Source organism: Nocardia sp. NPDC052254, assembly GCF_040679495.1.
Taxonomy (GTDB): domain Bacteria; phylum Actinomycetota; class Actinomycetes; order Mycobacteriales; family Mycobacteriaceae; genus Nocardia.
On the sequence record NZ_JBFAUW010000005.1, the window covers coordinates 468,342 to 481,337 of the forward strand.

The window sequence follows — 12,996 nt, forward strand, 5'->3', positions numbered from 1 at the left end:
CCGTAGTCGAATCGCGGTCGGTCCGCGATGCCACCCGCTGGGCGAGAGTCCCTGCTTTGCCCCGTGACCGGGCCCGGTATCGCGAACCGTCACCTCGATCGCGTCCACCGGCCCGGAACGGTTCGCACCGCGAATCGGCCACCGGGCCATCGGTTCATCGCATTGCGCCGTCACGGTCGCCGCTGAGCGGCAGCCGTCCGCGTACGCGACGGGTCGCCCCGGAGGCGGCGCAACGATCGAGCCGATGACAGCGGGCACGAGCGATCACGGCCCGCCGTTCACGACACGACGGTGATCGTCTCGGTGGCCCGCAACGGCGAGGGCGCGAGCGCCGTACGCGCGGGCATCGGCCAGGCCCGGCACCGCGTTCGGCGCGGACCGCACCGCGTATCGGCGGGGCGCACCGCGTCGCAGGACCGGCACCACGTTCGGCGACCGGCACCGCGTTCGGCGACCGGCACCGCGTCTCGGCGCGACGTACCGGTCGAGTGCACCCGAGGTGCCGTGGTCATCCGATCCGCACGCCCCGGTGTGTGCGCGGTCCCCGGCCGACGATCGCGGCTGCTCGCCGAGCCCGCCGGGCTCATCGAGCCGACGGCGATGTCGAGCGGATGTGGGTGCCTTCGAAACAGGAGCACTACCAGTGAGCATGACCGATATACCGGCGACCGGCGCCGAGCCGCCGCCCGACAAGGCGCCACCGAGAGCGGCACACGAGTCGCCGCCCCAGGCGCAGCCCTCGGAATCGCACTCGAAATCCACTGATACCGAGCCGGATTCACCGGGCGGCACCGGGCGGGATGTGACACCGCGGACCACGCCCGATGGCGCGTCACCGGGTAGGCCCGGGGCACCCGGCGACGCCCCGGCGAACGCATCGGCCGCGTCCGCGGTCACGGAGCGGCCGGGAACGCACGGCCCCGCGCGGGCCCTGCAGGCCCTGGCGCTGCGGCTGCATTTCTACGCCGGGGTCTTCGTGGCGCCGTTCATTCTGATCGCGGCCGTCACCGGTGCGTTGTACGCGATCGCGCCGACCATGGAATCGGTCGTGAATCGCGATCTGCTGCATGTGGATTCGAGCGGACCGGCGCGGCCGCTGTCCGAGCAGATCGCGGCGGCGGTCGGTGGCGCACCGGAGTCGGCGCTTGCCGCCGTGGATCCCGCGCAGCATCCGGGCGACACCACCCGGGTGCTGTTCTCCGATCCGGGGCTGGGTGCGTCCGAACAGCGGGCGGTCTTCGTCGATCCGGCGACCGCGAAACCCGTCGGCGACAGCGTCGTCTACGGCAGCACGGGCGCGCTGCCACTGCGCACCTGGATCGATGTGCTGCATCGCAATCTGCATCTGGGTGAGACCGGCCGGCTCTACAGCGAGATGGCCGCGTCCTGGATGTGGGTCATCGCGCTGGCGGGAATCGTGCTGTGGGTACGCCGGTCGCGTGGATCGCTGCGGCACATGGTCCGGCCGCAGCGGGGCAGGACCGCGCGCGGCCGCGGTATGAGCCGGCACGCCGCGCTCGGCACGTGGATTCTGCTACCGCTGCTGTTCCTCTCGGCTACGGGGCTGACCTGGTCCGCGCATGCCGGTGACCACATCACCGCACTGCGGCAGCAGTTGAGCTGGACCACCCCGGTCGTCGCCACCGCACTGCCGGGTTCGACCGGACCGTCGATGCCGGCGGGCTCCGAACACGACCATCACGGTGGTGGCGCGGGGATGTCCATGCCGGTTTCCGCCGATCGTGCCGCGCAGGTGGACAAGGTATTCGCCGTCGCGCGCGGGCACGGGGTGGACGGGCCGGTCGAGATCTCGATTCCGGCCGGCGATCACACCGCGTTCGTGGTCAAGGAACGTCGCCTGTCCGGGGTCTACACCCAGGATTCGATCTCCGTGGACGGCCGCACCGGCGATGTCGTCGACATCCTGCGCTATGCGGACTGGCCGCTCATGGCGAAACTCGCGAACTGGGGAATCCAGCTGCACATGGGCATGCTGTTCGGCCTCGCCAATCAGATTCTGCTGCTGGCCACGATGATCGCCCTGATCGTGGTGATCGGCTACGGCTACCGAATGTGGTGGCAGCGCAGGCCGATTCGTGCCGAGCGCCGGCTCCCGCTCGGGCGAGCCCCCGTGCGCGGGGTACTGCGGCGGACACCGCCGTGGATCGTCGCCGCGCTGGCCGTCGTCACCGTGGCGGTCGGCTGGTTCGCTCCGGTACTGGGGATCGGTCTGCTCGCCTTCCTGATCATCGATCTGTTCGTGGGCTTCGTGACGAGACGTCGCGAAGGGGCCGTCGCCTGACCTCCTGAAGTTACCTCCGGTCACCCTCGGCTGTCGGCGCTGATCAACTGCGTCACAGCGGCTTTCACCGATCCGGCGCGAGCGGTCTGGCACCGCCCGTCCGATGGTGCGCGCCCCGGGAGCGTGACCGATGCCGGTGGACCACCGGCAACCGCTGACCCGCCGAAATATCCACGGACACCGTCGCTTCGGTCGTCCGGGGCACGGCCGTGCCCCGTTCCGGTGTGGTCGGCACACCCTCAGCAAATTTTCGATTACCGCACAGCGCAAAGGGATTCATCATGGGAATCAAGAAGATCGCCGCCACCTCCGCACTGCTCGCCGCCGCCCTCGGGCTGAACACCGCCACCGCGAACGCCGCGCCGGAGGCGACCGATGCGGTCGGCTACCACGTCACCACCACCGAGACCGGCACCGTCATCGCCACCGACGCCGGCTCGATGAGCACCGATCACGGTGTGTTCACCATCCGCGCGGCCGACGGAACCGTCCTCGCCGGAACCGAATTGTTCTTCCGTGTCGACGATTTCGTCTTCCCGATCCAGGCACGGGTCCACGACCGCACCGCGACGCTGACGCCTGAATTCGACCGGGAGCACGCGGTCTACCAGCCGGTGGCCATGCCGTTCGAGGACAGCGCGCCGTGGAAGACGCCCTACGACCGCGAGCAGGCCGCGTGGTCGCGGCTCACCAGCACCCTCGGTGCGGGTGCCACCATCGGCACCCTGGTCGGCGGGATCGGCGGCGGCGCACTCGGTTGCCTGCTCGGCGGGGTCGCGGGCGCCACCATCGCGGCCGCCACGATCGTCGGGATGTTCGGGCCGTTCGTCCCGGCCGCGGTCGTCGGCTGCATCGCGGGCGTCGTCGCGATCGGCGCGGTCGGCACCCTCGCGGGGCAACTGCTGGTGACCGCACCGGTCGCCGTGATGGCCGCCGTGCAGTACTTCACCACCACCAACGCGCCGATGCCCGCGAAATGAGGGCGATGAGGTGATGGGCAGGCGCGGCGGACCGGGTTATGGTTCGACGATCGGCATGAGGTTCTCTCCGGCATCACCGACACAGGAGCGGCCCGATCGTGAACACATCCTGGTTTCACCGCGTCATCTTCATCGGCCTCGCGGCCGGGGCGGCCGCATTTCTCGTGGCCGCCTCGGCAACCGCCCATGTCACCGTCTCGGCCCCCGACGCGGCGCGCGGCGGTTCGGCCGTGCTGACCTTCCGGGTGCCGAACGAATCGGCCACCGGCAGTGCCACCACCGGACTGAGTGTGCGCTTTCCCGGGCTGACCGAAGCCGAGACCGAACCGACCCCGGGGTGGAAGACGAAGATCACCCGCGACGACAGCCACCGGGTCACCGCCATCACCTGGACCGCGGATCAGGGCGGCGGGATCGGTCCCGGCGAGTTCGAGCAGTTCCCGGTGCTCGCCGACGGACTGCCCGACAGCGACATCCTCACCCTGCCGGCGACCCAGACCTACGCCGACGGCACGGTCGTCGCCTGGGATCAGACGGCTTCCGGTGACACCGAACCCGAATATCCCGCACCGACGGTGCACCTCGCGCCCGCGCAGTCGGGCGGTACCGCGAATCACGGAGACGTCCACGCGGCGGCGGACGCCGAGGAACACGATTACGACACCACCGCCCGCTGGCTCGGCGGTATCGGCATCGTGCTCGGTGCGCTGAGCGTGCTCGCCGCCGCGACGATGCTCACCCGCAGGCGGTCCTGAACCACACCGGCGTCGCGGCGAACGGCGGCCGATGCGTAGATTGGCCACCGGCAGCGCGCGAGAGGCGGGAACGAGCATGACGGACCGGCGCGTCGGCATCATCGGCGCGGGAATTCTCGGACTGGCGGTCGGCCGCGAGCTCACCCGCCGGCGGCCCGATACCCGAGTGGTGGTCGTGGACAAGGAGAATCGGGTCGCCGCCCACCAGACCGGTCACAACTCCGGTGTGGTGCACGCCGGAATCTATTACGAGCCGGGCTCGGCCAAGGCCGTGCTGTGCGCTCGCGGCCGGGATCTGCTGCGCGAGTATTGCGCCGAGAAACGCCTGCCCTACGACGAGGTCGGCAAACTGGTCGTGGCGATCACGCCCGACGATGTCACCCGCATGGACGCTCTCGCCACCCGCGCGGGTGCCAACGGCGTACCCGGATTGCGCCGCATCGATGCCGCCCAGATCCGGGACATCGAGCCGCACGCGCGCGGACTGGCGGCGCTGTGCTCACCACATACCGCCATCACCGACTTTCCCGGGATCGCCGCGGCCTTCGCCGATGACATCACCACCGCCGGTGGTGAGGTGCGGCTGTCGTTCCCGGTCACCTCGATCACCCGCCGCGGTGGCGCGATCGAGATCGGTTCACCGGCACAGAGTCTGGTCGTGGATCGGCTGATCATCTGTGCCGGACTGCACAGCGATGCGGTGGCGCGGGCGGCCGGTGACGAACCCGGCCCGCGGATCATTCCGTTCCGCGGCGAGTACATGCTGGTGAAACCCGCGAAGCGCGATCTGGTCCGCGGACTGATCTATCCGGTGCCCGATCCGCGGTATCCCTTTCTGGGTGTGCATTACACGCGCCGGGTGGGCGGTGCGGTCGAGGTCGGTCCCAATGCCGTCCTCGCCTTCGCACGGGAGGGCTACCGCCGGTCGGCGTTCTCGGCGCGCGATCTGTGCGAACTCGCGGCCTGGCCCGGATCGTGGCGGATGGCAAGACGGCATTGGCGGACCGGAATTCGCGAAATGTACGGCTCGGTGTCGGCGCGTGCCTATATGCGGGCGGCGGCGCGCTATGTGCCCGAGATCGGCGTGCGCGATGTCGAACGCGGCGGATCGGGGGTCCGCGCACAAGCGGTCGATGCGAGTGGCGAGCTCGTCGACGATTTCCGCATCCACCACCTCGGCCCGATCACCACCGTGCGCAACGCGCCGTCACCGGCCGCCACCTCGAGTATGGCGATCGCCGAGTACGTACTCGACGTCATCGACGGCCGGGCGGGTACCTAACGCTCGCTCGCGCCCGGCTCCGGTCCGGCCCCCGGGTGGCCGCCCGGCTGCGTTGCCGCGGAATCGGGTCCGCCGCCGGCCGCGCGCACCGGACGCAAGACCGCCCAGAGCAGGAAGACCGCCGCGACCACCAGCATGCCGACTCCGGCCCACAGGTTGATGTTCCAGCCGCCGGTGCGGGCGCGCTGGGCAGCGGTGTCGTGTACGGCGGCGGTGACGACGAGGACGACGCCGTAGCACCCCAGCAGCGCGCCGACGATGGTCCGAATATCGAAAAGCATGGCGTCACTTCCTCATCCGACGAAGATGTTCAGAGCGATCACGATGACCAGTGCTATCCCGGCCAGCAGCACCGGTCGCTGATACCACGGCAGCGTCGCGGCGTCCGGGTCGGTGAGCTGCTCCTTCGGTGTCTCCGAATACACCAGCCCGACGAGTTCGGCATCGGGTTTGGGCGCGGTCGCCAGGCTCACCGCGATGCTGAGCACCATATCGACCACGAAGGCCACACCGGCCGCGACGAAACTCGCCCCCTGCCCCGAGAGGTGGAACACCTCGGCCTTGTTGAGGATGAAGATCACGACCGCGCTCAGGGTCCCGAACACCAGGCCGACCCAACCCGCGGTCGGTGTCATCCGCTTCCAGAACATGCCGAGGATGAAGGTGGCGAACAACGGCGCGTTGAAGAACGAGAACAGCGTCTGCAGATAGTCCATCATGTTCGAGAAACTGCCCGCGATGAACGCGGTCCCGATCGCGATGGCGGTGGCGCCGACGGTGGCCAGGCGGCCGACGGTCAAGTAGTAGCCGTCGGGCTTGTCCTTGACCGCGTACTGCTGCCACAGGTCGTAGCTGAACACGGTGTTGAACGCCGAGATGTTGGCCGCCATCCCGGCCATGAACGCGGCCAGCAGACCGGCCAGGCCGACACCCAGAAGTCCGTTCGGCAGTACCTCTTTCATCAGGTACAGCAACGCCTGGTTGTAGTTCGCGTCCCCGGCACCGGTGGCCTTGAACTCGGCGATCTGCGGAATCAGCAGGGCGCTGACCATACCCGGAATGACGACGATGAACGGGATGAACATCTTCGGATACGCGCCGATGATCGGGGTGCGGCGGGCGGCCGAGATGGAATGGGTGGCCAGTGCGCGCTGCACCTCCACGAAATTGGTTGTCCAGTAACCGAAGGACAACACGAAGCCCAGGCCCAGCACGATGCCGGCCACCGACAGGAAGTTGTTCGAGAAACCGCTGAGCTCGTGCCCCGGCCAGGAGTGCAATTGCTCGGCCCCGTCGGGCAGGGCGGAGACGTGCTCCTTCAATCCGCTCACCCCGCCGATGCGATGCAGGCCGACCAGGGTCAGCGGCAGCAGTGCCGCGACGATCACGAAGAATTGCAGGACCTCGTTGTAGATCGCCGCCGACAGACCACCGAGGGTGATGTAGGACAACACGATCAGCGCCGCCACGATCACCGATACCCACAGCGGCCAGCCCAGCAGGACATTGACGATCGAACCCAGCAGATACAGGTTGACCCCGGCGATCAGTACCTGCGCGATCGCGAAACTGAGGGCGTTGACCAGATGTGCCCCGGTGCCGAAGCGGCGGCGCATGAATTCCGGGACGCTGCGTACCTTGGAGCCGTAGTAGAACGGCATCATCACCACACCGAGGAACAGCATGGCCGGGACCGCGCCGATCCAGAAGTAGTGCATGGTCGGCATGCCGTATTCGGCGCCGTTGGCCGACATCCCCATGATCTCGACCGCGCCGAGATTCGCGGAGATGAACGCGAGACCGGTGACCCACGCGGGCAGCGAACGACCGGACAGGAAGAAGTCGATACTGGACGACACCCGCGCCCGGGCCATCAGCCCGATTCCGAGGACGAAGACGAAATACAGAGCGACCAGGGCGTAATCGACCGGAGCGGCATCGAGTCGGAGCTGATCGGCGGCCAGAACCGTTACCGGGGAATCGAATCGGTACGGTGCCGCGGCGACGAACTGCATACGGGTCTCCTGTCGGATTGACCTGCCGGTCGACCGGATCGCGATGTGCCCGGATAGTAGCGCGCCACACTGGATCTCAGGGGGCAGTCGGTGCCGGGCGCGGCGTGGGCTGTTTTAGCGAAAGTAGGACCTCCAAAATGTAAGACTGATGGGCCCCCGGGAAGGATCGGACGATACGATGCTGACGACTCACACTCCGCTCGACCCGCGCGGCCGCCGCGGACGCGACCGCGGCGACTCCTCGGCACTGACCATCGACGTGGCGACGGCGGTCGGAACCGGAGCGACGGAGGTTTCCGCCTTCGACGCGGCCCTGCGCGAACTCGGTGCGGGAGAGGCGAATTTGATCCGGTTGTCCTCGGTCATCCCGCCGCGGACCCGGGTTCGGCGAACCTCCCGGGTCCGGCACCGGATCGCCTGGGGCGATCGACTCTACTGCGTCTACGCGCTCGGTCATTCGGCCGCCGCGGGATCCACCACGGCGGCGGGAGTGGGCTGGACGCTGCGCGCGGACGGATCGGGTGCCGGACTGTTCGTCGAGCACGAGGCCGAGACCGCCGGGCAGGTGGACGATCTGATCCGCGCCAGCCTCGCCGATATGACCGCCGCGCGGCCGGGGCGTTTCGGGCCGATCCACACCGCCACCGTGCAGGCGGGTTCCGACGGCGCGCCCACCTGCGCGTTGGCGCTGGCCGCCTATCGGTCCTCGGGCTGGGAGCACCCGTGAGCGGGGCGGGCCCCCGGCTGGTGCACCGGCCGCCGGGCGGCCGGTGCTGGCCGGATGTGGTGATCACCGTCGAGACGGCGATCCCGGATACCGAGATCGAATTGTTCCACGAGCTCTACGAGGTGGCCTTCGCACCGTTGCGGTCGCGGGCGATCGCCCGGCAGGTACTGCATCGCAACGAGTTCCACGCGGAGATGACCGATACCCGCGTGGACAAGATCGTGGCGCGTACCGGGACCGGTGAGCCGATCGGACTTACCACACTGACACGACATCTCGACACCGTCCCGTGGATCAGTCCGGAGTATTTTGCGACACGATTTCCCCAACACGCCGCGCGCGATGCGATTTACTATGCAGGTTTCACCCTCGTTACCCCAACTGCGCGACATGGGGCGGCTTTTCATGCCATGATCAGTACAGTTGTCCGGATCCTGGCGGCAGCTGGTGGGGTCGTCGGCTGGGACATCTGCTCGTACAACAATTCTCAACTCTCGTTCGCCGACGCATTGCGCAATGCGGTCGGTGAACAGGCGAATGTAGAAGTCGCGGTCGAGGATTCACAGACCTACTACGCGGCTCGCTTCGTCTCCGACGCGGACCAGGGGGGCTGATGACATCCGACACACAGCACCACCACACCACCCGCATCCGGCGACCGTGGCCGTCGGAAAAGTTGTGGCACACACTGTTATCGGCCGGAATCGCGGCGATCATGGTGATGGTCTTCCTGGTTCAGTCCCCGGCGCTGGCACTGGGCGCGATGGTCACCGTGGTTCTCGCGGCGCTGGCGATGATCGGCATCGGCGTGCGCCGGTACCATCCGCCCGCACCGACCGCCTGGTATCTTCTGGCCGCCTCGGCCGTATTGTTCGCCGCCGGAACGATTCTGCGAGTCTTCGCCGACAACGGGATGCCACCGCTGGACGATCTGGCGACCCTGGCCGGATATACCGGCGTCGGAGTGGCCGCGTTCCTGTGGCTGTGGCCGCGCCGCACCGGCGCACAACGTGACCTCGTCCTCGACTCCGGCCTGATCGCGCTCGGGGCGCTGCTCGCCTCGTGGACCTTCCTGATCTCCCCCGTGCTGCACACCACCCGGCAGTGGGATGCCTCCGCCCTGATCATGCCGATCTATCCGGTGATCGACGCGCTGCTGCTGACGCTGGTGACCCATTCGATGGTCACCTCCAGCCGCTCGGAAACCTCGCTGCGGCTGGTCCATCTGGGGCTGCTGGCCATTCTCGTCGCCGATCTCGGCTACAACCTGCAATCGGCCGGGTCGGTGCACCTCGACGACCGGGCGCTGCTGCTGCCGCTGCTGCTGGCATACGGGATCGTCGGCCTGGCGGCGCTGCATCCGACCATGGTCACCCTCGGCGGCACCCGGCGCGTCCATCCGCACCGTTCGCGGCAGCGGGCCAGCGTCATCACGGTGACGCTGGTGGTCGCCTCCCTGGTGCCGACGGTCGGCGCGCGGGTGGGCACCCTGGACCGGGTCGTCGTGTCCACCCTGCTGGCCATGCTGCTGGTGGGGGTTCTCGTGCGCAGCGAACGGGCGATCGTGCGCAGTGCGCGCAGCGAACGACGGGCCCAGTATCAAGCCGACCACGATATGCTCACCGGCCTGTTGAACCGGTCCGCGCTGCTGCGCACCCCGGCTCGTGATCACGAGCTGTGGACCGGGCGCCCGATCGCGCTGCTGTTTCTCGATCTGGACGGATTCAAGACCGTCAACGACAGTTACGGGCACGCGGTCGGCGACGAGCTCATCGCCAATGCCGCGGCCCGGATCCGGCGGGTGATCCAGCGCGACGACATCGCCGCACGGTACGGCGGTGACGAATTCGTGGTGCTGGCCGGCGCCACCCGCGCCGAGGCGGCGGTACTCGCCGAGAAGCTGCTGGCCGCCTTCGCCAAACCTTTCGAACTGTCGGTTGCCGAGGTGACCATGGGCGTGAGTATCGGCATTTCCTGCAGCGGGCCACGCAGCGCCGACGCCACCGTCTACGACCTTCTGCGCGAAGCGGATTCCGCGATGTATCACGCCAAGGACTACGCCCTCGGCTGTGCATTCCACGACGATCTGCGCCACCTCCCGCAGACCGAGAGCCGCCGCCGGATGCACCGGCACGAACCAGCGGTCTGAGAGACCGCGGCGCCTGATGGGAGCCGCATCCGAAGGCGGCGACGAGTGTCACCGCGCGGGCCTCCCATCAGGCGCCGGACAAGGCAGCTCCTATCCGGCCAGCTCGTCCAATAGGCGCCGGGCCTGCTCCAGTTCGGCCTGCAGCTGTTCCACCTTGGCGCGCTGCGTGGTACGGACCGATTCGAGTACCGAGTCGACCACTTCGGCGACCTCCGAATCGAGCAGCTTCGCGGCCTGGGCGACCGCCGCACCGGCGACCGACAGCCCCTTGATGGCGCGCTTCTTACCGTGCACCACATCGACGGTCCATTCCCCGTCGGCGGTGCCGGCCAAGGTGACCGTCACCTCTGGCGTCTTGGATTTGCGTGCCGCCGCGGCGGGCTTGTCCCGCGGGGTGCGGGGTGTGGTCGCGGCAGGCTTCGCCACCGGTTTGGGCTCGGAAGCGGGCTGCGGCGCCTGGGGTTTCGACGCGGCGGCGCCGGGCACCGATGCCGGGGTGGGCGGCGCGGGTGGCGCGGTCACGGTCGACGACATGCTCACTGCGGTGTCCTTCCTCGTTACCGACGGCGAAGTGCCGGTGGTCTCGGATGTGGTGGTGCGCTTGTCCTTACGAGCGGGCTTGGCCAGTGTCACCTCGGTCGGCGAGAATGACATGACGTCCTTCGATCCGGTGGGACGGACCTGCAGGAAATCGCCCTCGGCGGGATCACCGAGCGCAATCACCTTGCCCGATCGCCCCTCGGATACTCCCACTGCCGCCGCCGTGAACCACACCATGGGTGGCCGGCCGTCGGCGAGCTCGTCGGTTATCTGTCGAATCTCGGTGTCGGACAACGGTTGCGGTTTCGTACGGGGGGACGACATGGTGCTCTCCGGGCGGGTTGAAGACATCGGCGTGCCATGAGCATGCACCATGGCACCGACAAGTCCACATCGCACCGGGCATCGGCCGCGACACGAGAGCGCTGGCTACGCGTCGGCAAACGCTCGTGTGCCGGTGTCACGCGCCACCACCACGGAGGCCGGAATGTCGTCGTATCGCCCGATATTCGCTGTGCTCTGGCTCTGTGCGGGCCCCAACCGGTAGCGTGCGGTGTCCATGAGCTCGCTATCCGGCCTGGGCGAGGAACGCCGCACCGTGATCGAGTTCTGCGCCGGACTCGACGAGGACCAGTGGGCCGCGCCCAGCGCCGCCGCCGGCTGGTCGGTGGCCGAGGTCGTCATACACATGACGATCCTGGCCCGCGCGGTCGTCGGTCCCGGCGCCGCCGCGTTCGCCGCCACCCGCGATCTGGAACGCCTCAACGAACAACTGGTCGACGACAAGCGCTCCCACACCACCAGGCATGTCCTGCCGGAATTCGAGACCTGGTCCCGGCGCGCGGAGCGGGCACTGTCGCCGGTCACCGCGCCGGGACTGCGCCGGATCGGATTCCCGGTCGGCGAACTCGGCTGGTACCGGCTCGAACTGGTGCCGGCCATGCTGATCTTCGATTGGCACACCCATCTGCGTCACGACATCGCCGCTGCCCTGGATCTCCCCCCGCCCGCCACCGATCCACAGCGGATGAGCGCGGTCACGACCTGGCTCACCGCACTGCTCGAGCGATCCCATCGCGAGGCACTGGCCTGGCTGGACGCCCCCGTCGCGCTGACTCTGACCGGCCCCGGCGGCGGCACCTGGCGCATCGAATCCCGGGCCGGACGGCTGCGAGTGCGGCCGGGCCAGGCCGCGGGGGCCGCGGCGCACATCGCCGCACTGTCGCTCGAGTTCCCGCTGTGGAGTACCCGGCGGCTGCCCTGGCGAGCGGGAGCCGTCGCGGTCACCGGCGATGCCGAACTCGGCGCCCGCGTCCTGGACTCCATCAATCTGGTGTGAGCCGCCGACCACCGCGTGCGGGCGTACAGTGATGTTTCACAAGATCGGCGACGGGGGCCGGAATACGGGCCGGCGCACGGAGCGGTAGAGGGGTTTCGAGTGGACAGGCCAGCGTGGGCGCCCGAGGGTGTCGATATGAACCGGGCGAGCCCGGCCCGGATGTACGACGCATTGCTCGGTGGATCGCACAATTTCGAGGTCGATCGGCAGGCGGCGGCGGCCGGACGGGAACTGGTCCCGGATCTGCCTCGGCTGGCGCTCAGCAATCGTGCCTTCCTGCGACGCGCGGTGCGCTTCATGGCCGATGCCGGGATTCGCCAATTCCTCGATGTCGGCTCCGGCATTCCGACCGCCGGCAATGTGCACGAGGTCGCCCAGGCCATCGATCCAGCGACCCGGGTGCTCTACGTCGACATCGATCCGGTCGCGGTCGGCCACGCGGCGAGCATCCTCAACGGTGACGAGAACGCCGGCGCCGTCGAGGCAGATCTACGCAAACCCGACGAACTCCTGTCGCGCGCCCGCGCCACCGGCCTGATCGACTTCGACCGCCCGGTGGGGCTGCTGCTGGTGGCGGTCCTGCATCTGCTGCAGGACGAGGAGCACCCCGGCGATATGGTCGCCGCCCTGCACGCGGCGTTGCCCGCCGGAAGCCATGTGGCGATCTCCCATCTGAGCACGGCACAGCGCCCGGAGGCCGCGGCCCGGATCCACGAGGAGTCGACCAGCGGTATCGGCATCCGATTCCGCGACCGGGCCGCGATCACCGAGATGTTCACCGGATGGGAACTGGTCGAACCGGGCGTGGTCGAACTACCCTTGTGGCGACCGGAATCCGAGCGCGATCTCCACGAGACTCCGGGACGGTCCTTGGGGTTGGCGGGTGTGGGGCACAAGGCGTAGCGGG

The 12,996-nt window shown here is 68.6% G+C and carries 12 protein-coding genes; 9 read left to right on the forward strand and 3 right to left on the reverse strand.

Translation table 11 applies throughout. The annotated features are described in order from the left end of the window. Window positions 1–649 precede the first annotated feature (649 nt). The 4 genes from AB0L57_RS16660 to lhgO all read left to right on the forward strand — a co-directional run bounded on the left by AB0L57_RS16660 (window position 650) and on the right by lhgO (window position 5,319). A complete protein-coding gene (locus AB0L57_RS16660; protein WP_364962314.1) occupies window positions 650–2,302 on the forward strand; it encodes a PepSY domain-containing protein in 1,653 nt (550 codons plus the stop codon). A gap of 281 nt (window positions 2,303–2,583) precedes the next feature. Next, window positions 2,584–3,282 carry a hypothetical protein gene (locus AB0L57_RS16665; RefSeq protein ID WP_364962316.1) on the forward strand — a complete coding sequence of 233 codons (699 nt, stop codon included), beginning with the start codon at window positions 2,584–2,586 and terminating at the stop codon, window positions 3,280–3,282. Between the two features lie 98 nt (window positions 3,283–3,380). Next, window positions 3,381–4,037: a YcnI family protein gene (locus AB0L57_RS16670; protein WP_364962319.1), complete on the forward strand. Its 657-nt coding sequence runs from the start codon at window positions 3,381–3,383 to the stop codon at window positions 4,035–4,037. 76 nt (window positions 4,038–4,113) lie between these two features. Beyond that, complete coding sequence (lhgO, locus tag AB0L57_RS16675) at window positions 4,114–5,319, forward strand: L-2-hydroxyglutarate oxidase (protein ID WP_364962321.1); 1,206 nt, start codon at window positions 4,114–4,116, stop codon at window positions 5,317–5,319. On the opposite strand, the gene AB0L57_RS16680 is transcribed toward lhgO, so the two are convergent. Continuing rightward, window positions 5,316–5,600, reverse strand: a complete 285-nt coding sequence (locus AB0L57_RS16680; protein ID WP_364962324.1) for a hypothetical protein — start codon at window positions 5,598–5,600, stop codon at window positions 5,316–5,318. The two genes, lhgO and AB0L57_RS16680, sit on opposite strands and share 4 nt — an antisense overlap. 12 nt (window positions 5,601–5,612) lie before the next feature. Further along, window positions 5,613–7,334: a sodium:solute symporter family protein gene (locus AB0L57_RS16685; protein ID WP_364962327.1), complete on the reverse strand. Its 1,722-nt coding sequence runs from the start codon at window positions 7,332–7,334 to the stop codon at window positions 5,613–5,615. A 178-nt stretch (window positions 7,335–7,512) separates the two neighbouring features. Between AB0L57_RS16685 and AB0L57_RS16690 the strand changes: the two genes are divergently transcribed. From AB0L57_RS16690 to AB0L57_RS16700, 3 genes are read left to right on the forward strand one after another with little or no spacing between them, the layout of a single operon-like run. Further along, the gene (locus AB0L57_RS16690; protein WP_364962330.1) at window positions 7,513–8,061 is read left to right on the forward strand and encodes a pyruvoyl-dependent arginine decarboxylase; all 549 of its coding nucleotides are present in this window, start codon (window positions 7,513–7,515) and stop codon (window positions 8,059–8,061) included. 56 nt (window positions 8,062–8,117) lie between these two features. Continuing rightward, window positions 8,118–8,675 (forward strand): hypothetical protein, encoded by a 558-nt coding sequence (locus AB0L57_RS16695; RefSeq protein ID WP_364962332.1) that lies wholly within the window; start codon window positions 8,118–8,120, stop codon window positions 8,673–8,675. Further along, on the forward strand, window positions 8,675–10,210 hold the full coding sequence (locus AB0L57_RS16700) for a GGDEF domain-containing protein (protein WP_364962334.1): 1,536 nt from the start codon (window positions 8,675–8,677) through the stop codon (window positions 10,208–10,210). The genes AB0L57_RS16695 and AB0L57_RS16700 overlap by 1 nt, the downstream gene beginning before the upstream one ends. A gap of 90 nt (window positions 10,211–10,300) precedes the next feature. Here the strand turns inward: AB0L57_RS16700 and AB0L57_RS16705 are convergent, their stop codons facing one another. Then, a complete protein-coding gene (locus AB0L57_RS16705; RefSeq protein ID WP_364962336.1) occupies window positions 10,301–11,074 on the reverse strand; it encodes a DUF6319 family protein in 774 nt (257 codons plus the stop codon). Window positions 11,075–11,309: 235 nt separating this feature from the next. Here AB0L57_RS16705 and AB0L57_RS16710 point away from each other — a divergent pair, with 235 nt between their 5' ends. Beyond that, window positions 11,310–12,089: a maleylpyruvate isomerase N-terminal domain-containing protein gene (locus AB0L57_RS16710; RefSeq protein ID WP_364962339.1), complete on the forward strand. Its 780-nt coding sequence runs from the start codon at window positions 11,310–11,312 to the stop codon at window positions 12,087–12,089. Window positions 12,090–12,188: 99 nt separating this feature from the next. Further along, window positions 12,189–12,992 (forward strand): SAM-dependent methyltransferase, encoded by an 804-nt coding sequence (locus AB0L57_RS16715; protein WP_364962342.1) that lies wholly within the window; start codon window positions 12,189–12,191, stop codon window positions 12,990–12,992. Window positions 12,993–12,996 lie beyond the last annotated feature (4 nt).